Origin of the sequence: Proteus vulgaris (assembly GCF_023100685.1) — a bacterium.
In the GTDB taxonomy this organism is placed as follows: domain Bacteria; phylum Pseudomonadota; class Gammaproteobacteria; order Enterobacterales; family Enterobacteriaceae; genus Proteus.
In genome coordinates this window covers 488,257-510,518 of sequence record NZ_CP090064.1, presented here as the reverse complement: position 1 = coordinate 510,518, position 22,262 = coordinate 488,257, and the positions used below count along the sequence as shown (strand labels likewise).

Below are 22,262 nucleotides of genomic sequence, written 5' to 3'. Positions count from 1 at the left end.
ATTAATTTCTGTCGCACATCTTGACTCTGGACTCTACTCCAAGCTGTAAAGTACTTATCAAATAAATGATTTTAGAACTTTACTTCGTTGAACAAGGAGAGCCAGTTATGACTAAACATGCTCATCAACACGATAATCATAAACATACCGATGCTTGTTGCTCAAGTTCTCAATGCTGTTCAGGCCACTCAGAGAATAGTACGCACTCACATACTGAAAGTGGACATTCTCATACCAAGATAGACAAAAGTGATCCTGAATGTGAGGATGAGCATCATCACGGACACTCCCACGAACATGATCACCAACATGATCACCAACATGATCATGATGGACACGATCATAACCATGATGGGCATAACCATGCTCATGGAAGCTGTGATATCAACGCTCCTGTTTCTAACATTGAGCCAGAAAAAGTCGCACAACAACGCTTTAGCTGGAAAGTACAAGGAATGGATTGCCCAAGTTGCGCTCAAAAAATTGAAACCGCAGCACTCAAAGTCACAGGTGTAAAACAAGCAAAAGTGCTTTTTGCCACTGAAAAACTGGTCGTTGATGCGGATAGTGATTTACGCGCTGATGTCATTGCCGCCATTAACAGTGCAGGCTTTGAGCTTTTTGACCTATCTTCACCTCAATCTCAAAAAGTGGCTAAGCAAAGCCTCTTAAAAGAAAGTTCATTTGTTATTGTATTGGCGCTTTTAATGGCGATTAGCTGGGGTACAGAATTTATTGATCCTCAAGCGGGTCGTGCAGCCTTTATCGCAACAACTTTAATTGGTTTATTCCCCATTGTGAAAAAGTCCTTACAACTTATTCGCAGTGGCACACCATTTGCTATCGAAACATTAATGAGCGTTGCTGCAATTGGTGCGCTATTTATTAATGCTACCGAAGAAGCAGCAATGGTTATTTTGCTGTTTATGATTGGTGAGATGTTAGAGTCTTACGCTGCAGGTCGTGCTCGTCGTGGTGTAAGTGCATTAATGGCACTAGTGCCAGAAGAAGCAACATTAATCAAAGATGGCAAAAAACAAACAGTTCCTGTTGCGCAACTGCGCCCTGGCGATATTATCGAAATCGCCCCAGGTTCACGTTTGCCAACAGATGCTGAATTAGTCAGTACATTTGCAAGTTTTGATGAAAGTGCATTAACCGGTGAATCTGTACCAGTAGAGCGTTTGCAAGGCGAAAAAGTGGCTGCAGGTTGTTTATCTGTTGATAGATCAGTGCAAATGAAAGTGGTATCTGAACAAGGGCAAAATGCTATTGACCGTATTTTGCAATTGATTGAAGAAGCTGAAGAGCGTAGAGCGCCAATTGAACGCTTTATTGACCGTTTTAGCCGTTACTATACACCTGCGATTATGTTGTTCTCTGCGCTGGTTATTATTGTACCACCATTGTTGTTCTCACAACCTTGGGAAACATGGATTTATCGCGGCTTAACACTATTATTGATTGGTTGTCCTTGTGCTTTAGTTATCTCAACACCCGCGGCTATCACTTCAGCATTAGCGGCAGCAACTAAACGCGGAGCACTGATCAAAGGTGGCGCAGCATTAGAACAATTGGGTACAGTTAATACTATCGCACTAGATAAAACTGGCACATTAACAGAAGGGAAACCTCAAGTTACTGACGTTGTAGCTGAAACCGGGTTTAATGAAAAAGATGTCCTAACTTTTGCATCATCCGTAGAAATTGGCTCTCATCACCCATTAGCAAAAGCTATTATCAATAAGGCGCAAGAAAACGGTGTGCTTGTTGTTGAGGCTGAAGATCGTAAAGCCTTAGCGGGCAAAGGCATTGAAGGTTATTTAAATAGCCAACATATTCTAGTGAGTGCGCCTGCTCAGTTATCAGATAACACATCGCTCTCTTCTCAGTGGCAACAAGAAGTTGCACGCCTTGAAGATGAAGGTAAAACCGTGGTTGTTGTATTAAAAGAGAGTCAGCTTATCGGTGTTATTGCTATGCAAGATACCTTACGCAATGATGCTGTTGAATCAATGAAGTTATTGAAAGAGATGAACATCAATGCCGTTATGCTAACGGGTGATAATCCAAGAGCAGCCGCGGCTATTGCGAAAAAACTGGGTATGGATTTCCGAGCAGGATTGCTACCTGAAGATAAAGTGACTTCAGTAATGGAAATCAGTAAAACACATAACACAATGATGGTGGGTGATGGTATCAATGATGCGCCAGCAATGAAGGCTGCAACTATTGGTGTTGCAATGGGAAGCGGTACTGACGTTGCACTTGAAACGGCTGATGCAGCCTTGACACATAATCGCTTAACGGGCTTACCTGAAATTATTAAGCTATCTCGTGCGACACGTAAAATCATCCGTGAAAACATTACGATAGCACTTGGTTTAAAAGCGATATTTTTAGTAACAAGCTTATTAGGAATTACAGGACTTTGGGTTGCTGTTCTTGCTGACTCCGGCGCAACAGCACTGGTTACAGCCAATGCAGTAAGACTATTAAGAGTAAAAATTAACGCCTCACATAAAGAGTAAGCACGTTAAAATAACAAAACCCAAACCTCAGTTAATCTGGAGTTTGGGTTATTTTTTAGCGTTAAGATTAGCAATATTTACAGCATAAATTACAAATTGCTCTCTTTTTTACGAATAAGATAACGATATGGTGCAGATTGTATCTCTTGATTTAATAAATCATGTTCCATAAAACGGCAAAATCCTGGAATATCACGCACAGTCGCAGGATCATCAGCAATCACTAATAACGTCTCACCTAATGCCATATTTCTTATGGTTTTACGCACTAACATCACAGGCTCTGGGCAACGTAGCCCTAGCGTATCTAATGTTTTAGTTGCATCGTCAAATTGAGCATTCATTCTATTAACCATTTTTCTTACACTGACAGATGCTATTATTATATCTCTCTTTCGTGTTCACATCACGGCACATTAAACGCAAGGGAATTTTCCCCAACCTTTGCTTTTGTTGCGCAACCAGCGTATTATGCGCATCCTCTCATTTAAGAGAGAAATCACTGTTTTATTGGGTTCCCTCACCCCAATCACTAAAAAGGTACAATTTATGTATACGTTTACTCCCCGCCAAAAAGCGGTGGCGCTGTTATGGCTTTCTTTGTTCCACATATTGATAATTACCTCTAGTAACTATCTTGTGCAGTTACCTATCTCCATTTTTGGTTTCCATACCACTTGGGGTGCCTTTACCTTTCCGTTTATTTTTCTGGCAACAGATCTAACGGTTCGTATTTATGGCGCACCACTTGCCAGACGCATTATTACCGCTGTTATGCTACCTGCATTGGCAATTTCTTACCTGATCTCAACGCTTTTTTTCCAAGGCAGTTGGCAGGGATTTGCCTCATTAGCTGATTTTAATATCATGGTGGCAAGAATTGCGACAGCAAGCTTTATGGCTTATGTGTTAGGTCAAATCATGGATGTGTCTGTCTTTAATCGTTTAAGACAACAACAAAAATGGTGGGTTGCGCCAAGTGCAGCAATGTTCTTTGGTAATTTACTCGACACACTGGCCTTCTTCTTTATTGCGTTTTACCGCAGCACTGACGCCTTTATGGCAGAAAATTGGGTAGAAATCGCCTTAGTAGACTATGTGTTTAAATTAACCATTTGTATGCTGTTTTTCTTGCCTGCTTATGGCGTTCTATTGAATTTCATTTTGCGTCACTTTTTCGCACAAGAAAATCAAAAACAAGATTATGCTGAGATCCGTTCATAATCAGGCACACCTCGCAAAATAATAATGAAATTAATGTCATTATTCCAATAATAAAGCTTCATAACTCAATTTTATGAAGCTTTATTCTGATTAAAATGTTTTATTATTTAATGTAAATATTTCATACCGTAATTAATTAGCGTGATTAGTTAAACAACTCACAAAATATTGCTTAAATATCATTATTACTATGTTTTTTGCATGCTAATATAAAATCCATTAATTATTTACAATAAATTATTTTATTCACCTATTAAACTGTTAATGTATTCTTGGATCGTCTCCATATTGTTATATGTCTGTTGGGATGACGAGCCCCACCATAAGGATTTTTTACTCTCTTTTGCGAATAGTAGGAGTCTATTATGTTAAAAGTTATTCAATCCCCCGCTAAATATATTCAAGGGCCTGATGCGTTATTTCATATTGGTAAGTACGCGAAGCCTTTTGGCAATAGAGCATTGATTATTGCTGATAAATTTGTCATGGAATTAGTCGGCAGTACCGTTAAAGACAGTATGTCTCAATATGAAGTGAATGGGCACTTTGAACTGTTTAATGGTGAGTGTACACATAACGAAATTAATCGTTTATCCGAACTCGCAAAAGCCCAAGCATCGCTTGTGATCATCGGCGTTGGTGGTGGTAAAACACTCGATACCGCCAAGGCTGTTGCTTATAAATGCCAGCTCCCAGTCGTGATATCCCCTACCATTGCCTCTACTGATGCGCCAACCAGCGCCCTTTCTGTTATTTATACAGAACTCGGTGCATTTGATAGTTATCTATTTTACCCAACCAACCCTGATGTGGTTGTTATGGATACTAATGTTATCGCTTCTGCGCCTGCCCGTTTATTAGTTGCAGGTATGGGGGATGCTTTAGCGACTTACTTTGAAGCGAGAGCCTGTAGCAACGCACAAAAACAAACTATGGCAGGGGGTAAGTCAACGCTTGCAGCGCTTGCTCTGGCTGAACTTTGCTATAACACTCTTTTAGAAGATGGCTATAAAGCAAAACTGTCGGTTAGCCGAGGAGTTTGTACAACGGCTGTCGAAAATATTATCGAAGCCAATACATTCCTAAGTGGTATTGGTTTCGAAAGTGCGGGCCTTGCTGCGGCTCATGCCATCCATAATGGATTTACTGCACTAGAAGAGTGTCACCATATGTATCATGGCGAAAAAGTTGCCTTTGGTACATTAGTGCAATTAGTGTTAGAAAATAGCCCATTAGAAGAATTAGAAGAGTTTCTCGACTTCTGTATTTTAGTGGGATTACCTGTCACCTTAGAAGAATTGGGTATCAATGCCACAGGCGATGAGCTGAATGAAAAAATCATGGCAGTGGCTGAGTTAAGTTGTGCTGAAGGAGAGACAATTTATAACATGCCGTTTGATGTTGATTCAGATAAGGTTTACGCCGCAATTTTAACTGCCGACCAATTAGGACGGGAATGGCTTTATTAAAGCCTGAGTAAACAGGGAGTCTTTATCTCCCTGTTTGTATTCATAAAAAAGGGTGCTTTATGGTCAGTATCGTATTAGTTTCAAAAAGCCTTACGCTTGCCAATGGTATAAAAGAACTCGTTAATCAGACTGTAGATCGCCAAGTAAAAATTGCCATTGCGACCAATAATCAAACACCTTTAGATCTCACAAATGAAGTGTCTCCAGAAACTATACTCACAGCAATCAAAAAGTGTTATAGCAAGCAAGGTGTACTCGTTTTACTCGATACTTATCACTCAGCGCAAAATGCCGCACTTGCAATCGCAAATCTCGAACATGCCGTTGCAGCAAATGTAACACTAAGCTCTGCTCCTATTGTTGAGGGAACACTAGCGGCAGCCAATAGCATTGCGCTCGGCGCTTCCCTTGAAGAAGCAGAAAAAGCAGCACATAAAACCATTACGATAAAGAAACTTCAATTAGGGGAAAATCTCCCTAACTTTAACATTCACCCCAAAAATACCAATTACGAACCTATTAGAATTATCACAGCGCCTGTTTGGCTCTACCCTTATCATCGCTTTGTTATCCCTAGAAAAAAAATATCTTCTCATTTATTACTCGAAGAGCAGAAACGCTTAGTTAAAGCGATTGAGCGTTCAAAAAAAGATATAGACTGGTTAACCGAAGAAACCTACCGCAAGATTGGCGAGCAATATACTCATATTTTTTCTAGTCATCGTTTCTTATTAGAAAATGCAGAATTACAACTAACTGTATGTAGCATGATAAGTAAACATCACTGTAATGCTGAGTTTGCCCTACAACAGACATTTATTGATTTAATAGATACTTATGCACAAATGGATGATGATAATATGCGTGCCAGAGAAAGTGATTTAGATGATATTTTATCTCGATTACTACGCTATTTGACGTCAGCACCACCACCAATAACGCCTCCTCCTTATCCGAATGCTATTCTAGTGACAAAACAACTTCATCCATCAACATTAATCGCACTTGATACCCATAAAATTAAAGGGATTTTATTAAGTCATGGGAATCCACTATCTAACACAACCGTATTAGCGAATGCATTAGATATCCCCATTATTAATGAGGCAGGAAAACAGGCATTATCGCTGACTGATGGGCAAAATATCACACTTAAAAAAGTCCAAAATATTTGGCTTTATCAAAACACCTATATCTCTCATTAAAAATAAAAGTATTTAAATAACCTGAGCTACACAATATCAGGTTATTTAATTTCCTTAATTTCTTATATTTCACATGTTTTTTAATAAGAATAAAAAAAGGGAATAAAAGATCCTCTTTTACTCCCTAGCTGCTTGCTATCTTAGTAATCAATTACTTTTTTATTATCTAATAGGCAATACTTATAATGCTCTTGCCAATAAACTAATGGGGTGTTCACATTTTTTCGTTGTTGACATTTCTATTTGCCATTTACAAGTTTCACAGTCTGTAATAACTAAATCACAACCACTCTCTTCAATTTGACGGAATAAGCCCGCACCAATGCCTTGAGCAACATCGTAATTTTCAGATTTAAAACCGTAAGTTCCGGCAATACCACAGCATTGAGAATCAAGAACAATCACCTCAACACCAGGGATACGTTTAATTAAATCAATGGAATATGCCGTCCATCCCATTTTTTCCATATGACAAGGGGTGTGATATGCCACTTTTAACGGGGTATGTTTCAGTGGTAATTCACGACCCTCTTCTAGTAAGCGATAAATATAACGTGTCGCTAATTCGATATTTTCACGTACTTTTGATGTATCAACATCAAGGATATGTTCATACTCATCACGAATAGTGAAGGTACAGGTTGATGATGTTGCAACAACAGGAATATTGTTTTCAACAATTTTTTCTGTCAGCGATTCGAGGTTCACAGCGGCTTGTTTTTTGGCTTGTTTAACAAAACCATTCGCAATTAATGCAACACCACAGCATTTTTCGCGTTTTAATAACTGAACGCCAATCTCCATTTTGTTGAATACTTTAACTAAATCTTTCCCTAATTGCGGGTGGTTATAGTTAGCATAACAACCATGGAAGAAGGCAACTTGATCTTTAAAGCGCGCCTGCTCTTCAACCTGTTTTTTCATCCATGTTCTAAATGTACCAAAAGAGTATTTTGGTAATTCACGACGATGGTCGATTTTAAGCGCTTTATCCAAGATTTTACGGACTGGTTTTAATCCGGTAATAGTATTTACTATCGGCGCCATTGGCGTTGATAATGTTCCCATTAAATCCGTATGACTTAAAATAGCATCCCGAATTTTAGGTGTTTTGGTGTTGTAGTTCAGTTTCGCACGCGAAATAATATCACCAATTTTTACATCTGACGGACATGCAACTTCACAACGCTTACAGTTAGTGCAATATTTCAATGCTTCATCATAAAGCATCGGATCTTTCAAGCGTAAACGCTCACCATCAGGGCCTGCTTGTTTAGGCCCAGGATAAAGTGGATTCACTTTTGCAACAGGGCAATAAGTTGTACAAACTGTACACTTAATGCAAGCTTCAAAACTGTTATCTTGTAAACTCATTGTGCTGCCTCCACAACCGCAGATGTGGTCTGTTCTGATTTATGATGCTGTAAAATTTGTTGCGCGGCATAAAGAGCGCTAATCATTGAAACACCCGCACCACAACCTTCATTTAGCGGATCAAATCCACCTAACACAGCGCCCACAGCATAAACATTGTCTAATACTTCACCATATTTCATGGGCCTTAATTGGCTATCGGTATTAACACCAAAGCGCATATAAGGCTGTTTCGCAAAGACATTCTCTTGTGTCCACTCATTACGAGGTAATGTCTCTAACAAATCCAGTTCCATTAAAGGCTCATAAACACGATCGAATTCGGCAATTAAGCCATTATTGAAAAAGCTTCCCGTTGCTAACACCACATGCTCACTGCGAATAGGAATATCAGTGTGATTTCTAGTATGAACGCCTGTAACAGTGTTACCCACTAAGTCAACTTCCTCCGCGCGATCACCAGGCATAATTAAACCACCCGCTTTTTGAAAACGCAGTTTTAATGCTTGATGTAGACGAATTCCTAATAGAGAAGGTGGCAATGTTGGTAATAGACAAATCGGTTTACCTACTAACTGTTGCAGTAATGTCACTGGCTCTTCAGCATCAAGCCCAATACATGCAGGTAAAATAATCGCCTCAACACTGTCATCAATGTGCTTTTTCAGTTCGTCAGCTAACGCTTGTGTGTTTTCTGGTTTATCTAAATAACGTGCAATATTAACTGCTCTAAATTCACTTGGATTATCACGCAATCTATCTAATAACGGTAAGTGGATATGATAAGGAATAGCTTCAACACCTTGCTCATTAAGCGTGTTGCTTGCAAATTGTGGCTGAAAATCTAAGAAACCTTCAATTCCTACCACAGCTAGTTTTTTCCACGGCAATGCTTTATCAATACCATGAATAGGAACTCGCATTGGACTCATCCAACTCATACGAGAGCGCCCTACTGGCGTAATACGATAATGGTTTTCATCACCATTACCTTGATACTCAAGACCACTTGTACTTGCCAACAATGCCTGAGCTTGTTCAATTAAAGTTGAAACTTGTATCTCACCAATACGGCTATACGGGTGTTTTGGCGCTAACTCTGCTAACGTTGCCAGTGCTTTTTTAGGCTGAGTAACCGCAGTTCCATCAGGTAGATGAGTTAATAAATCCAATGAACCTGATGAAAAATGCAACGCACTTTGACCATTACTAATGATTGCACAAGACTTACCGGCTTCGGCAAGACGAATACCAGCAGTTAATCCTGCCAGTCCGCTACCTATAATGATGACGTCAAATTTCATTATCTGCCTCCGCTGAAGCTGTTTTTTCAATCATATCTGCATCTAAACCACATAAACCTTGATAAACCCAACTGGTAAACTCACTTTCACGTAATGCATTGCCCCAAGCAATTGGTCGAATACCTTTCCAACGCTCATTCAGGAAATGAGCAAGTTGCTGCTCTGATTCATGAGGAGTAGTAACTTGTAAACGGTTTAATAATCCAGCGGCACGACAAGCACAGAGTTCACCTTGGCAAGTTCCCATACCCACACGAGTACGACGACGTAAATCAAGTAAGTTATTAACCGTTAAAGAGTTAACCGCATAGCGAACTTCAGCTGCCGTTACCGCTTCACATTCACATACTAAGCTTTTATCAATACGTTCATTGCTCAGTAATTTATTCGCTAAATCACCATGACGATAAACCGCTGAACCACGAATTGGTGCAGGTAATGAAACAACGCTACGTAATGCTTGCTCTGCTGATTGGCGAGAGCCAGGTAATGCCTCTTCTGCAGTAGTACATTTTGCAGAGACATTTAATTTCTCACAGATTTTATCTGTCGCCCATTCGGCCATTAAACGGTAAGTCATTAATTTACCGCCCGTAATGGTAATAAAGCCTTCTAATCCATCACGTTGCGCATGGTCGAGTAAAACAATACCACGGCTAACATTACGACCTGACGGATCATCATCACTTGCCACTAAAGGACGTACACCAGCATAAGCACGTAGAATTCGAGTTTGAGCCAGTTTTGGCGCTAACATTGAACCTTCACGAATAAGAATATCGACTTCTTCAGGGGTGACATACATATTGTCAATTTCATCGTAAGGTACGCGTGTTGAAGTTGTGCCAATTAATGAAATCGTATCGCCAGGTACTAAAATATCGGCATCCGCAGGTTTACGACAACGGTTGATCACCATATTGTTAATGCGATGACCCAAAATCAGTAATGCCCCTTTTGCTGGGAACATTCGAACTTTTAACTCACCGTATTCAGCAATTTTTTGTCCCCAAATACCGCCAGCATTCGCCACAATTTGTGCGCGGATTTCGTACATTCTTTTCGTTTGATGATCGTAAACTTTAACACCTTTAACACGATCACCTTCACGAATAAGGCCAACGACTTCATGATAGGTCAGGACTTGTGCACCATGTTCGCGAGCATCTAACATATTTGCTGCGGTTAAACGAAACGGATCAACTGTGCCATCAGGTACTTTAACTGCACCGATTAGATTCGGATTAACAGAAGGCTCTAAGCGAATAGCTTCTTCGGGTGAAATCGCTTGAGCATCAATACCTGCAGCTTGGCAAGCTTGAATAAAAGTCTGTTGAAACTCTAAAGAATCTTCGGGTAGGGTAATAAAAAGGCCATCCGTCTTTTCTACACAATGACGAGCGACCCGTTTTAAGATCATATTCTCTTCAATACACTCACGCGCTGACTCAGGATCGGTTACTGCATAACGCGCACCACTGTGTAACAACCCATGATTTCGACCGGTTGCACCGGTTGCAATATCGTGTCTTTCAAGCAGGACGCAACGTAATCCACGGCGTGCACAGTCTCTTGCCATGCCTGCACCGGTTGCTCCTCCGCCAATAATAATGACATCAGTTTCTGTCACTGGTGAACCGCTCATCATAGAGATGCCCTCTCACATTACATTCAGCAAACGCTTAATTATTCTTTAGCGTTAATTATAGTGTATAAGATACACAAAAAGTGTGGTTAATGTTTGATAATGAGCAAAAACGAAAGAGAAACGCTCACAAGTGAAAAGTTAAAACCACATCTGTGATACTAATCACAAATTATTTAACAAAAAGTATTTGATAAAGTTAACATATCACTCAAAATTGCACATCTTGAAAAATTATTCGACAACTGAGTAATACCTCACAGTAAATTTGATTGTATAAGTTTACTATTAAGTTCGTTAAAGAAAATTTTTTGATAATTTCACTGTTCGTTTTGTCATTATTTAATATCAACATATTAAAATAAAAGCCATCGGAGGCTAATATGTTAAGTCTGTTTAGACCTGCGCCACATAAAGCGCGTTTGCCAAAAGAGCAGATAGATCCCGTCTATCGTCGCCTACGCTGGCAGATCTTTATGGGGATTTTCTTCGGTTATGCTGCTTATTATTTAGTAAGAAAAAACTTTGCGTTAGCAATGCCTTACCTCGTAGAAGAAGGTTTTTCTAAAGGTGACCTAGGTTTTGCTTTATCAGGGATCTCAATTGCTTATGGTTTCTCTAAGTTTATCATGGGCTCATTCTCTGACCGTGCTAACCCACGTTATTTCTTACCAGCAGGTCTTATTTTAGCGTCTGTAGTGATGCTATTTATGGGCTTTGTGCCATGGGCAACTTCGAGCATTATGATTATGTTCGTTCTGTTGTTCCTTTGTGGTTGGTTCCAAGGTATGGGTTGGCCTCCTTGTGGACGTACCATGGTGCACTGGTGGTCACAGAAAGAACGTGGCGGTATCGTTTCAATTTGGAACTGTGCGCATAACGTCGGCGGTGGTTTACCTCCGTTACTATTCTTATTAGGTATGGCGTGGTTTAACGACTGGAAAGCAGCGTTATATATGCCAGCAATTGCAGCAATTTTAGTTGCAATGATCGCATTCGCATTAATGCGCGATACCCCTCAATCATGTGGTTTACCTTCAATCGAAGAGTACAAAAACGACTATCCACCTGATTATAAGGAAACTGACGAACAAGAACTGACTGCAAAAGAAATCTTTATGAAGTATGTGTTCCCTAACAAACTTCTGTGGATGATTGCGATTGCGAACGTGTTCGTTTACTTACTACGTTACGGCGTGCTGGACTGGTCACCAACTTATCTGCGTGAAGTAAAACACTTCGCAATGGATAAATCATCATGGGCTTACTTCTTATACGAATACGCAGGTATTCCGGGCACACTGCTGTGTGGTTGGATGTCAGATAAAGTATTCAAAGGTAACCGTGGTGCAACAGGTGTGTTCTTCATGACCTTAGTTACTATCGCAACTATCGTATTCTGGATGAACCCAGCGGGTAACCCGAATGTTGATATGGCGTGTATGTTAATTATCGGTTTCTTAATCTACGGTCCTGTTATGTTGATTGGTCTGCATGCTCTTGAGCTTGCACCGAAAAAAGCAGCAGGTACAGCAGCAGGCTTTACCGGTCTATTCGGTTACTTAGGTGGTTCTGTTGCAGCGAGTGCTATCGTAGGTTACACAGTTGACTACTTCGGCTGGGATGGTGGCTTTATGGTCATGATCGGCGGTAGTGCACTGTCTGTTGTGTTATTACTTATCGTGATGGTTACTGAAACCAAACACAAACGTGAAATGCTTCAGAAGTACGAATAATCGCTAACTGATTATTTATGAAATTAGCTAAATCTCATCTCTAAAACCAAGCCACATCAACTGTTTTGATGTGGCTTTTTTATTGCCAACTGTACATAACTTTATTGTACGTAGAATTAAAATGGAGCTGCTTTATGAGTACATCTTTTAGAATAAAACCGTTAGTTGCAGGCGTTCTTTTAACTCTATCTTTAAGTGCAATCGCACAAGCGGCAAGCGATAAGGTTGTTATCGCTCACCGTGGTGCAAGTGGTTATTTGCCTGAACATACGCTTCCTGCCAAAGCATTAGCTTATGCCCAAGGCGCAGATTATCTAGAGCAAGACTTGGTGATGACCAAAGACAACGAATTAGTTGTTTTACATGACCACTATCTTGATCGTGTAACAGATGTGGCTGATCGTTATCCTGATAGAGCAAGAAAAGATGGCCGTTACTATGCTATCGATTTTACGCTTGAGGAAATTAAAGGGCTGAAATTTACCGAAGGTTTTGACATTGTTGATGGTAAAAAGGTCCAAAGTTACCCAAACCGTTTCCCTATGGGTAAATCGGATTTTCGTGTACATACTTTCCAAGAAGAAATTGAATTTATCCAAGGTCTAAACAAATCAACAGGCCAAGATATTGGTATTTACCCTGAAATTAAAGCACCTTGGTTTCATGAACAAGAAGGTAAAGACATTACCACCAAAGTGCTGGAAGTACTTAAACAGTACGGTTATACGAAAAAAACTGACAATGTTTATCTACAATCATTCGATGCTAACGACCTAAAACGCATCAAAACAGAATTAATGCCAAAAATGGGCATGGACTTAAAACTCGTTCAGTTAATTGCTTATACCGACTGGAATGAGACTTATGAGAAACAGCCTGACGGTACATGGACAAACTACAGCTATGAATGGATGTTTAAGCCGGGTGCAATGAAAGAGATTGCCACTTATGCTGATGGAATTGGCCCTGATTACCATATGTTAGTGGAAGAAAACTCAACGCCAGAAAAAATTACCTTAACGGGTATGTCTGCTGATGCTCATGCGAATAAATTGACCATTCATCCGTTTACTGTTCGTATTGATAAACTTCCTAAATACGCAAAAGATGGTGATCAACTTTACGACATCATTTATAACCAAGCGGGTGCAGAAGGTGTCTTTACAGACTTCCCTGATTTAGGGGTTAAGTTCTTACAAAAACAAGCTAAATAAATCATCGCATTTTATTTACGCTCTAAATAATTCAAGGTGCAGCTAGGCGACAAGTGAATGAGATACTAGGCATACATTAGTATGTGGTTAGTGCAAGTGAACACTGTCACCAATGCTGCAACTTGAAATAGGATATTTGCGCCCTTTCTGATTGTATATTTCTTCATCTTTATCTAAGTTACTCTAATAATTTAATTAAAAAACCAAAATAACTTTTTAAGTTAGCTATCATCATTTCTTAAATACTTAGAAGAAGGGATCACAATGACAATAATGGCCATTATTTTACTCGTTCTTATCGTTCTTTTTATTAGTTGGGGTATTTCAATTTATAACCGTCTTATTGCGACACGCAATCAAGTCAGTAATCAATTTGCAAACATTGATGTTATTTTAAAACAGAGAGCAGACCAAATTCCTCAATTAATGGCGGTAGCTGAAAAAGCAATGGAACACGAAAAAAGTGTATTTATTGCATTAAGCGATGCAAGACAACGCTACTTTAAAGCACAAAATATTAATGAAAAAATCAGCGCATCAAATGAGATGAATACAGCACTACGAGGCATGATTGCCCTTGCTGAAAATTATCCGACGTTAATTTCTGGTGAACAATTAGCACTACTTCAAACCGGTGTTAGTGATGTAGAAAATAAAATTGCTCAACGTCGTGAAGGCTTTAATGATGCAACCACCAACTACAACACCGCAATAGAGATGTTTCCTGATAGCTTAATTGCTGGCCTTTTCCGCTTTGAACGCATGCAATTGTTAGAAATACCCAAAGAAGAAATGAAATTTGATGGTATTCATTTTAAATAACAATGAGTTAAATAACCGCATTAAGGATAAATTGCAGTGTTAATTTATTTTTTTATCGGCTGTACCGTAGGTGCATTAATCTATTTTTTACGCAGTAAACGTGCTCAAAAAAAGAAGAACAACTTAGGTATTGTTCCCTTTTTAGGGATAGCGTTTGTGGCTGGAAATTATCTGTTTTTTTCGCGAGAAAATGGCCTTTATCCTAGCGGTGAAGACTCTGTTGTTAATCTTATCTCCTGTATTGCATTCGCTGTCATTTTGATATTTTCCTATGGTATTTCAAATCATATTGGAAATATTGGTGAAAAAGCGATAAAAAATTATCATCAATTACAAATGGAAGGTGAGTCTAAATTTTCAGCACTTATTAACACCGTATTTATTAGCCTTTTACTGCTCTGTTTAAGCTTTGGCTTTTTTATTGACCATAGATTGTTCTTTTTAAGTTTCGTTTTAATGTTCGTTTATCAAATTGCCAAAAAAACACCTGAAAAGCGTTTTTTACGTTTTCAAAAAATTCTAGCGACATCTAAAATTCGCTCTTTAGCCATTGGGCTGGTTGAAATTGAAGGCAAGATAACTGCGGGTAAAAAATTAACGAGTCGCCTAGGTAAAAAAGAGTGCTATGGCTACTGCTATTATGAATATGACATATCGACAGATAAAGAAGGTAAGAAAAGCTATCGCCAAACACTCTGTGACAAAAAGATCAACAATTTCACTATGACAGATGATACCGGCTCAGTTCAAATTCTTGCAGCTGATAAACCTTTAGTTCATCTTGGCATCGATCCTCACCAAGATCTGGAATATAACAATAAACGTTTTAAGGAGTACATTTTAGAAGCTGATACCACTTATTTATTGATAGGAAATGCAGAGCCTATCAATGATGAAGTTGTTATCACACATAATGCTCCTCACTATCTATTAGGTTTATCCCCTCAAGATTATGTTGTTAGTTGGAACAAAGCACGCCCCTTTCGTCGTAACTCGGCTATCATCGTTATTATTGCTCTTTTTGTTATCTTATCCATTCTGGTGGTACCAATGGATTACCAAAACGGCATCCTAACACTTTATTTTAATAGCACCTCTTCATCTTGGTAATTGATTAATATGGAATGGCTTATTTTCATCATTTTTATTCTCGCTTTGGTTTATTTTTTAATACGCCAATTAGTGATGATTTATAACAACATGGTAATGCTAAAGAACAATTGCTATAAAGCCTTTGCAAATATTGATGTTTTATTAAAAAAACAAGCTGACTTGATCCCCATGTTGGTAGTAATTACACAAAAATCGATGGATCATGAGAAAATCTTATTTGAAAAATTAGCTGAAAATAGAGATCACTATTTACGCACTGATGTATTAGACCAAAAAGTTGATTTAGCAAATCAGTTATTACCTCAAATAAAAAAATCACTCATCATTGCTGAAAAATACCCTGAACTTATCAGCGGAAAAAATTTACATGTATTACAAGCACAAGCTAAAGAATTAGAAGAGTGTATTGCAGATAGACGTGAGTTCTTTAATCAATCCGTCACACTCTATAATACTGAAATACATATTTTCCCTAATGTATTGTTTAAATTGATTTTTAATTTTAAAGATATCCCTCTTTTCTATCCTAGTAGGGAGACAGATTTATGATAGAAATTCCTTTTTCATTTTTTGGTATTACCGATTGGATATTGGGTCTTGGTGATCCCATCATGATTATTATGCTTGCCACTTTTGGTACATTATTTTCAATGGCAATCATTTTGCCATTAATAAGTATCACTCCTTTAAAAAGATATATGCCACAAATTGCAGGAGGGTTATTTAGCTCGGTATTTGTCAGCTTAATGGTCTTGATTAGTTTTAATTTAATACTCGGTGTTAACTCTGCCTTAAAACTACTCTTAATCTGGTGGGTTATTTTATTTTCATGTATTACGTATTGGTTTATTAATTATCGCTATATGAAAGACGTAACCGGAAATAAATTTGCGAAGTTTCAAGAAAAAGCGCTTGAAGCAGAAGAAAAGCGAAGACAAAGCCGAAAATCAAAAAAATAAAAGAGAGCTTAAGCTCTCTTTTATTACGCTATCAATATCACGTTTATGCCCTGTAAACAGGAAATGCAATCACATCACTAAGACGCTCGACACCAAGAGCCAACATAATGAGACGATCGACACCTAAAGCAACACCAGAACACTCTGGTAATCCCGCTTCAAGGGCAGCTAAAAAACGCTCATCAATAGGTTGCTCAGGTAATCCCATTGCCACTCGCTGACGATTATCACGTTCAAAGCGATGACGTTGTTCTTGCGCATCCGTTAGCTCACGGAATCCATTCGCTAACTCCACACCTTTAAAATAGACTTCAAAACGTTCTGCAACACGGTGATCTTCTGAGCTAATTTCAGCTAATGACGCTTGTGACGCAGGAAAATGATAGATAAAGGTTGGTTTTTCTAAGCCGATATGTGGCTCAACCCCAGAGACAAATAGCAATTGAAGCAGTGTATCTTTATCTTCTTCAGTCTCGGCAATATTTGATAAATCTAGTTTTGCAGCCACTTCACGTAATTTTTCTTTATCAACTGATAAAGGATCGATATCAAGATAGCGCAAGAATGCTTGTTGATAGGAGAGTGATTCTGATGCTTCACAATCTAACACTTCTTGCAATAAATCATCGACTTCATTCATCAACCGGTACATATCAAAACAAGGGCGATACCACTCTAACATCGTAAATTCCGGATTATGATATCTACCGGCTTCCTCATTACGGAAGCAACGCCCCATTTGATAAATAGGCCCACTGTTTGCCGCTAATAGACGCTTCATGTGATATTCGGGGCTTGTCATCAAATAAAGCTTTAGCCCTTGTGAAGCACCTGGCCCGACAAATTGGGTTTCAAATGGGAAAAGATGAACATCGGTAACGGTAGCCTGACTCATCATAGGTGTTTCAACTTCTAACACACCACGATCAGCGAAAAAACGCCTAATATTACTGACTATTTTCGCCTTTTTCAGTAAGTTGGCGATTGAGGCGCTTGGCTGCCAATCCGCGATATCACTCATGAACGAAAAACTCCAACAGAAAACAAAGCGTGCAGTTTACTCGCATCCTCCTCAACAGACAAATTTCTCCCTAATAAAGAGGCGTTTCATTTTATGTTTATTCATTATCCTTATGGTTTTTTAAGTAAAAACACATAAGACAAATAAATGTAATTCTACAAAACATCTACTTTAAGGCACTTTTTATCGTCGAAATAAACATCAATCTAATGTACCAAAGACAACTCGTTAACTATTATTTTATAATAAAAGTAAATTGTAATAATTCTTTTTCTCAATTACGAATAACAATAAACTAACACAATGCTTATATTTGAATAGCCAATCTCATTTTAACTTCAACGTTAACTTTCTATTTAAATTTGCGTATTTTGACGAGTATTAAAAACCTTTAGAAATATTATTAATATTTTATTAACAATTAACAAGACAAACCGATTTGTTTTAGATAAATAGTAAAAAATTTATTTTAATTTTCAGAATGATTTTTTATTAATTTAAATTAGCCAAAGGAAAAGTAAAAACTTTTACTCTTTAAAATCAATAAATAACAAAAAAACCTTGTCATTTTCAATTAAAGTTATCTATACTTTAAAAACAGATTATTCATTACTATTTATAATTTTCAATTTAAAAAAATATATTCTATTTTACCCTCAAGTTTATCTGGGCTCTTATTATCAAAACCCAGAATTCTTGGCTTGGATCACACTTTTTTTGCGAAATACGGGAAAACCATCATTCATATCAAATTTCGGTGCCCCACATTTCGTTATACTAAAATTACAGTCAATGATAATAAAGATGTTATCAAGCGCAGTCACAAGGCAGTGAAACAATTTCGTTACGGATAGCTTAAAAAAATAGCATTACAAATTAATAATGTCAGTGAATTGAATTCTAGACAATTATTCCAATTTTCACTTGAACAATGGAGAAGCGCAGTGCAAACCTTTAATGCCGATATAGCGATAATCGGAGCCGGGGGCGCAGGCTTACGAGCAGCAATAGCTGCCGCGGAAGCGAATCCTCAACTGAAAATTGCTCTGATCTCAAAAGTTTACCCAATGCGTAGCCACACCGTGGCAGCAGAAGGCGGATCAGCAGCAGTGACTCAGGCTCACGACTCCTATGATTTCCACTTCAATGATACCGTTTCAGGCGGTGACTGGTTGTGTGAACAGGATGTCGTAGATTACTTCGTTGAGCATTGTCCAACAGAGATGACTCAACTAGAACTCTGGGGATGTCCTTGGAGCCGTAAAGAAGACGGGTCAGTCAACGTCCGACGTTTTGGTGGGATGAAGATCGAACGGACCTGGTTCGCAGCCGATAAAACCGGCTTCCATATGCTACATACTCTGTTCCAAACATCCTTAAAATATCCACAAATTCAACGTTTCGACGAACACTTCGTTCTCGATATCCTTGTTGATGAAGGTCACGCTCGTGGTCTTGTTGCTATCAATATGATGGAAGGTACGAAAGTTCAAATTCGTGCAAATGCTGTCATTATGGCAACGGGTGGTGCTGGACGTGTTTATCGTTTCAATACCAATGGCGGTATTGTTACTGGTGATGGTATGGGTATCGCTTTACGCCATGGCGTTCCACTGCGTGATATGGAATTTGTTCAATATCACCCAACCGGCTTACCAGGCTCAGGTATTCTGATGACCGAAGGTTGTCGTGGTGAAGGTGGTATTCTGGTCAATAAAGATGGCTATCGTTATCTGCAAGATTACGGCCTAGGCCCAGAAACACCATTAGGTAAACCAGAAAATAAATACATGGAATTAGGCCCTCGCGATAAAGTCTCTCAAGCATTCTGGCATGAGTGGCGCGCAGGCCGTACTATCAAAACTCACCGTGGCGATGTTGTTCATCTTGACTTACGTCATCTGGGTGCGAAAAAACTTCATGAACGTCTGCCATTTATTTGTGAACTGGCAAAAGCGTATGTGGGTGTTGACCCAGTTAATGAGCCAATCCCTGTTCGTCCTACTGCTCACTACACTATGGGTGGTATCGAAACCAACCAACAAACAGAAACTCGTATTAAAGGTCTGTTTGCAGTAGGTGAATGTTCATCTGTTGGCTTACACGGCGCTAACCGTTTAGGTTCTAACTCACTAGCAGAACTGGTTGTATTTGGTCGTCTTGCAGGTGAAGAAGCGGTTCGTTGTGCTCAAGAAGCGGCACCTGCTAATGCATCAGCACTAGATGCTCGTACTCGTGACATTGAAGATGGACTGAAAAAGCTGATGAACCAAAAAGGTTCTGAAAGCTGGTCACAAATTCGTGATGAAATGGGTGAGTCAATGGAAGAAGGTTGCGGTATCTACCGTACACCTGAATTAATGCAAAAAACCGTTGATAAACTGGCTGAATTAAAAGAACGTTTCAAACGTGTTGAAATTAAAGACACCAGTAGCGTCTTTAATACCGATTTACTGTATAAAATTGAGCTTGGCTTTGGTTTAGATGTCGCTGAATGTATGGCTCATTCTGCAATCAATCGTAAAGAATCTCGTGGTGCACACCAACGTCTTGACGAAGGTTGTACTGAGCGTGATGACGTGAACTTCCTGAAACATACTCTGGCGTTCTATAACCCAGAAGGTGCTCCTCGTTTAGAATATAGCGATGTGAAGATCACTAAGTCTGCTCCTGCTAAACGTGTCTATGGTGGTGAAGCGACTGCACAAGACAAGCAGAATAAGGAGAAAGCGAATGGCTGATGACATGAAGCACATTAAAATGGAAGTCATGCGCTATAACCCAGAAACGGACGAAGCACCTCATTTCGTCACTTATGATGTTCCTTATGATGAGCAAACCTCATTACTGGACGCATTGGGTTATATTAAAGACAATTTAGCGCCTGATCTTTCTTACCGTTGGTCTTGCCGTATGGCTATTTGTGGCTCTTGCGGCATGATGGTTAACAAAGTGCCTAAATTGGCGTGTAAAACCTTTATTCGTGAATATCCAAACGGTGTAAGAATTGAAGCTCTGGGTAACTTCCCTGTTGAACGTGACCTTGTTGTCGATATGACTCACTTTATCGAAAGCTTAGAAGCGATTAAACCTTATATCATCGGTAATGATCGTAAGCCTTCAGAAGGTCCGAATAAACAGACCCCTGCTCAAATGGCAAAATACCACCAATTCTCTGGTTGTATCAACTGCGGTCTTTGCTATGCAGCATGTCCTCAGTTTGGTTTAAACCCAGAGTTTATTGGCCCAGCAGCGATTACGTTAGCTCAACGTTACAACACAGATAGTCGCGACCATGGGGCAAAAGAGCGTATGCCTCAGTTAAATGGTGAGAACGGTGTCTGGTCTTGTACCTTTGTTGGCTACTGTTCTGAAGTCTGTCCAAAACATGTGGATCCTGCTGCCGCTATTCAGCAAGGTAAAGCAGCCAGTGCGCAAGACTTTGTCATTGCGATGCTGAAACCACGTTAAGGAGGAAACAAGACATGACAACAAAACGTAAGCCTTATGTTCGTGGTATGCAACCAAACTGGTGGACGAAACTCGGTTTCTATCGTTTCTATATCACCCGTGAAGGTACTTGTCTTCCACAACTTTGGTTCAGTCTGGTTGTACTGTTTGGTGTATTCGCACTGAAAAATGGACCAGAAAGTTGGGCAGGTTTCGTTGGATTCCTGAGTAACCCAATTGTAATGCTGATTAACATTGTGACTCTTATTGCGACAGTATTCCACACTGCAACTTGGTTTAAACTTGCACCAAAAGCTGTGGTTATCGTTGTTAAAGATGAAAAAATGCCTCAAGAACCCATTGTTCGTGGTTTTTGGGCTGTCACTATCGTTGTTACTGCCGCTATTCTGGCAGTGGCGTTAATGTAACCCAGGAGGAAATAATGAATCAGAATCAACTTCCTAAGCGCTCTGATGAACCTATTTTCTGGGGATTATTTGGTGCAGGTGGTATGTGGAGTGCGATTGTTTCTCCAGCAATCATCATCCTGCTCGGTATCCTAATCCCTATGGGTATTGCGCCAGAAGCATTTACTTACGAACGTATTATGGCATTTAGCCAAAGCATCATTGGTCGTCTGTTCTTACTGCTAATGATTATTCTGCCAGTTTGGTGTGCATTACACCGTATTCACCATACTTTGCATGATTTTAAAGTGCATGTACCTGCAAGCAAATGGGTATTTTATGGTGGTGCAGCAATTATCAGCGTTATCGCTATCATTGGTGTATTTACACTGTAATTGATTAATACGTAAGATAAAAAAGCCACTCAATTGAGTGGCTTTTTTATGGAAAACTGATGATAATCAACTCGCTAATTTCAGCCCAATAATACCGAAAATAATCATAGCTAAACTGAGTAAACGATAGATATTTGCAGACTCACCAAAAACCAAAATACCAAAGATCGCGGTACCCACTGCACCAATACCGGTCCAAATTGCGTAAGCTGTACCCGCAGGTAAGCCTTTCATGGCGTAAGACAACATTCCCATGCTCACAACCATGGCACTAATAGTGATAATACTTGGCGTTAAGCGTGTAAAACCGTGTGTATATTTAAGGCCAACAGCCCAAACGATTTCCAACAAACCCGCAACAAAAAGAATAATCCAAGACATAACGTCCCCTAT

General features: G+C 39.2%; 20 protein-coding genes. 14 read left to right on the top strand and 6 right to left on the bottom strand.

The annotated features are described in order from the left end of the window. Positions 1-107: 107 nt before the first annotated feature. Positions 108-2,531, top strand: coding sequence for a zinc/cadmium/mercury/lead-transporting ATPase (locus LW139_RS02505; RefSeq protein WP_247850583.1), 2,424 nt, complete (start codon positions 108-110; stop codon positions 2,529-2,531). A gap of 89 nt (positions 2,532-2,620) precedes the next feature. Here LW139_RS02505 and tusA read toward each other — a convergent pair whose 3' ends face one another. Continuing rightward, positions 2,621-2,875 (bottom strand): sulfurtransferase TusA, encoded by a 255-nt coding sequence (gene tusA / locus LW139_RS02500; RefSeq protein WP_166539734.1) that lies wholly within the window; start codon positions 2,873-2,875, stop codon positions 2,621-2,623. Between the two features lie 205 nt (positions 2,876-3,080). Between tusA and LW139_RS02495 the strand changes: the two genes are divergently transcribed. The 3 genes from LW139_RS02495 to LW139_RS02485 all read left to right on the top strand — a co-directional run bounded on the left by LW139_RS02495 (position 3,081) and on the right by LW139_RS02485 (position 6,429). Continuing rightward, on the top strand, positions 3,081-3,755 hold the full coding sequence (locus LW139_RS02495) for a 7-cyano-7-deazaguanine/7-aminomethyl-7-deazaguanine transporter (RefSeq protein WP_109409221.1): 675 nt from the start codon (positions 3,081-3,083) through the stop codon (positions 3,753-3,755). Positions 3,756-4,120: 365 nt separating this feature from the next. Continuing rightward, positions 4,121-5,224: a glycerol dehydrogenase gene (locus LW139_RS02490; protein WP_072069820.1), complete on the top strand. Its 1,104-nt coding sequence runs from the start codon at positions 4,121-4,123 to the stop codon at positions 5,222-5,224. A gap of 59 nt (positions 5,225-5,283) precedes the next feature. Beyond that, positions 5,284-6,429: a phosphoenolpyruvate-utilizing N-terminal domain-containing protein gene (locus LW139_RS02485; protein WP_247850582.1), complete on the top strand. Its 1,146-nt coding sequence runs from the start codon at positions 5,284-5,286 to the stop codon at positions 6,427-6,429. Between the two features lie 180 nt (positions 6,430-6,609). Here LW139_RS02485 and glpC read toward each other — a convergent pair whose 3' ends face one another. From glpC to glpA, 3 genes are read right to left on the bottom strand one after another with little or no spacing between them, the layout of a single operon-like run. Next, entirely contained in the window at positions 6,610-7,803 is a 1,194-nt protein-coding gene (gene glpC / locus LW139_RS02480) for an anaerobic glycerol-3-phosphate dehydrogenase subunit GlpC (RefSeq protein ID WP_109409219.1), read from the bottom strand. After that, on the bottom strand, positions 7,800-9,107 hold the full coding sequence (gene glpB / locus LW139_RS02475; RefSeq protein ID WP_166539731.1) for a glycerol-3-phosphate dehydrogenase subunit GlpB: 1,308 nt from the start codon (positions 9,105-9,107) through the stop codon (positions 7,800-7,802). Before glpB ends, glpC begins: the two co-directional genes overlap by 4 nt. Continuing rightward, complete coding sequence (glpA, locus tag LW139_RS02470) at positions 9,097-10,755, bottom strand: anaerobic glycerol-3-phosphate dehydrogenase subunit A (protein ID WP_198624321.1); 1,659 nt, start codon at positions 10,753-10,755, stop codon at positions 9,097-9,099. The genes glpB and glpA overlap by 11 nt, the downstream gene beginning before the upstream one ends. Positions 10,756-11,135: 380 nt before the next feature. On the opposite strand from glpA, the gene glpT reads away from it, so the two are divergent. From glpT to LW139_RS02440, 6 genes are all read left to right on the top strand, one after another. Next, positions 11,136-12,488: a glycerol-3-phosphate transporter gene (gene glpT / locus LW139_RS02465; protein WP_247850581.1), complete on the top strand. Its 1,353-nt coding sequence runs from the start codon at positions 11,136-11,138 to the stop codon at positions 12,486-12,488. A gap of 134 nt (positions 12,489-12,622) precedes the next feature. Continuing rightward, complete coding sequence (gene glpQ, locus LW139_RS02460) at positions 12,623-13,702, top strand: glycerophosphodiester phosphodiesterase (RefSeq protein WP_109409216.1); 1,080 nt, start codon at positions 12,623-12,625, stop codon at positions 13,700-13,702. A 264-nt stretch (positions 13,703-13,966) separates the two neighbouring features. Beyond that, positions 13,967-14,524: a LemA family protein gene (locus LW139_RS02455; RefSeq protein ID WP_072069826.1), complete on the top strand. Its 558-nt coding sequence runs from the start codon at positions 13,967-13,969 to the stop codon at positions 14,522-14,524. A gap of 36 nt (positions 14,525-14,560) precedes the next feature. Next, entirely contained in the window at positions 14,561-15,634 is a 1,074-nt protein-coding gene (locus LW139_RS02450; RefSeq protein ID WP_109409215.1) for a hypothetical protein, read from the top strand. Positions 15,635-15,643: 9 nt separating this feature from the next. After that, the gene (locus LW139_RS02445) at positions 15,644-16,186 is read left to right on the top strand and encodes a LemA family protein (protein WP_166539729.1); all 543 of its coding nucleotides are present in this window, start codon (positions 15,644-15,646) and stop codon (positions 16,184-16,186) included. Next, the gene (locus LW139_RS02440) at positions 16,183-16,596 is read left to right on the top strand and encodes a hypothetical protein (RefSeq protein ID WP_166539728.1); all 414 of its coding nucleotides are present in this window, start codon (positions 16,183-16,185) and stop codon (positions 16,594-16,596) included. The genes LW139_RS02445 and LW139_RS02440 overlap by 4 nt, the downstream gene beginning before the upstream one ends. 43 nt (positions 16,597-16,639) lie before the next feature. On the opposite strand, the gene epmA is transcribed toward LW139_RS02440, so the two are convergent. Then, the gene (epmA, locus tag LW139_RS02435; protein WP_109409212.1) at positions 16,640-17,617 is read right to left on the bottom strand and encodes an elongation factor P--(R)-beta-lysine ligase; all 978 of its coding nucleotides are present in this window, start codon (positions 17,615-17,617) and stop codon (positions 16,640-16,642) included. Positions 17,618-18,561: 944 nt separating this feature from the next. On the opposite strand from epmA, the gene frdA reads away from it, so the two are divergent. The 4 genes from frdA to frdD are packed head-to-tail and all read left to right on the top strand — an operon-like array spanning position 18,562 to position 21,869. Beyond that, positions 18,562-20,358, top strand: a complete 1,797-nt coding sequence (gene frdA / locus LW139_RS02430) for a fumarate reductase (quinol) flavoprotein subunit (protein WP_109395364.1) — start codon at positions 18,562-18,564, stop codon at positions 20,356-20,358. Continuing rightward, positions 20,351-21,088 carry a succinate dehydrogenase/fumarate reductase iron-sulfur subunit gene (locus LW139_RS02425; protein ID WP_247850580.1) on the top strand — a complete coding sequence of 246 codons (738 nt, stop codon included), beginning with the start codon at positions 20,351-20,353 and terminating at the stop codon, positions 21,086-21,088. Before frdA ends, LW139_RS02425 begins: the two co-directional genes overlap by 8 nt. Before the next feature lie 14 nt (positions 21,089-21,102). Then, positions 21,103-21,495: a fumarate reductase subunit FrdC gene (gene frdC / locus LW139_RS02420; RefSeq protein ID WP_036933153.1), complete on the top strand. Its 393-nt coding sequence runs from the start codon at positions 21,103-21,105 to the stop codon at positions 21,493-21,495. A gap of 14 nt (positions 21,496-21,509) precedes the next feature. Then, positions 21,510-21,869 (top strand): fumarate reductase subunit FrdD, encoded by a 360-nt coding sequence (gene frdD, locus LW139_RS02415; protein ID WP_006535438.1) that lies wholly within the window; start codon positions 21,510-21,512, stop codon positions 21,867-21,869. A gap of 66 nt (positions 21,870-21,935) precedes the next feature. Here frdD and sugE read toward each other — a convergent pair whose 3' ends face one another. Beyond that, a complete protein-coding gene (gene sugE / locus LW139_RS02410; protein WP_072069833.1) occupies positions 21,936-22,250 on the bottom strand; it encodes a quaternary ammonium compound efflux SMR transporter SugE in 315 nt (104 codons plus the stop codon). Positions 22,251-22,262 lie beyond the last annotated feature (12 nt).

Coding starts and splice junctions, on each gene's coding strand:
- LW139_RS02505 (WP_247850583.1), top strand. CDS start 108: ATGACTAAACATGCTCATCAACACGATAATCATAAACATACCGATGCT.
- tusA (WP_166539734.1), bottom strand. CDS start 2,875: ATGAATGCTCAATTTGACGATGCAACTAAAACATTAGATACGCTAGGG.
- LW139_RS02495 (WP_109409221.1), top strand. CDS start 3,081: ATGTATACGTTTACTCCCCGCCAAAAAGCGGTGGCGCTGTTATGGCTT.
- LW139_RS02490 (WP_072069820.1), top strand. CDS start 4,121: ATGTTAAAAGTTATTCAATCCCCCGCTAAATATATTCAAGGGCCTGAT.
- LW139_RS02485 (WP_247850582.1), top strand. CDS start 5,284: ATGGTCAGTATCGTATTAGTTTCAAAAAGCCTTACGCTTGCCAATGGT.
- glpC (WP_109409219.1), bottom strand. CDS start 7,803: ATGAGTTTACAAGATAACAGTTTTGAAGCTTGCATTAAGTGTACAGTT.
- glpB (WP_166539731.1), bottom strand. CDS start 9,107: ATGAAATTTGACGTCATCATTATAGGTAGCGGACTGGCAGGATTAACT.
- glpA (WP_198624321.1), bottom strand. CDS start 10,755: ATGATGAGCGGTTCACCAGTGACAGAAACTGATGTCATTATTATTGGC.
- glpT (WP_247850581.1), top strand. CDS start 11,136: ATGTTAAGTCTGTTTAGACCTGCGCCACATAAAGCGCGTTTGCCAAAA.
- glpQ (WP_109409216.1), top strand. CDS start 12,623: ATGAGTACATCTTTTAGAATAAAACCGTTAGTTGCAGGCGTTCTTTTA.
- LW139_RS02455 (WP_072069826.1), top strand. CDS start 13,967: ATGACAATAATGGCCATTATTTTACTCGTTCTTATCGTTCTTTTTATT.
- LW139_RS02445 (WP_166539729.1), top strand. CDS start 15,644: ATGGAATGGCTTATTTTCATCATTTTTATTCTCGCTTTGGTTTATTTT.
- LW139_RS02440 (WP_166539728.1), top strand. CDS start 16,183: ATGATAGAAATTCCTTTTTCATTTTTTGGTATTACCGATTGGATATTG.
- epmA (WP_109409212.1), bottom strand. CDS start 17,617: ATGAGTGATATCGCGGATTGGCAGCCAAGCGCCTCAATCGCCAACTTA.
- LW139_RS02425 (WP_247850580.1), top strand. CDS start 20,351: ATGGCTGATGACATGAAGCACATTAAAATGGAAGTCATGCGCTATAAC.
- frdC (WP_036933153.1), top strand. CDS start 21,103: ATGACAACAAAACGTAAGCCTTATGTTCGTGGTATGCAACCAAACTGG.
- frdD (WP_006535438.1), top strand. CDS start 21,510: ATGAATCAGAATCAACTTCCTAAGCGCTCTGATGAACCTATTTTCTGG.
- sugE (WP_072069833.1), bottom strand. CDS start 22,250: ATGTCTTGGATTATTCTTTTTGTTGCGGGTTTGTTGGAAATCGTTTGG.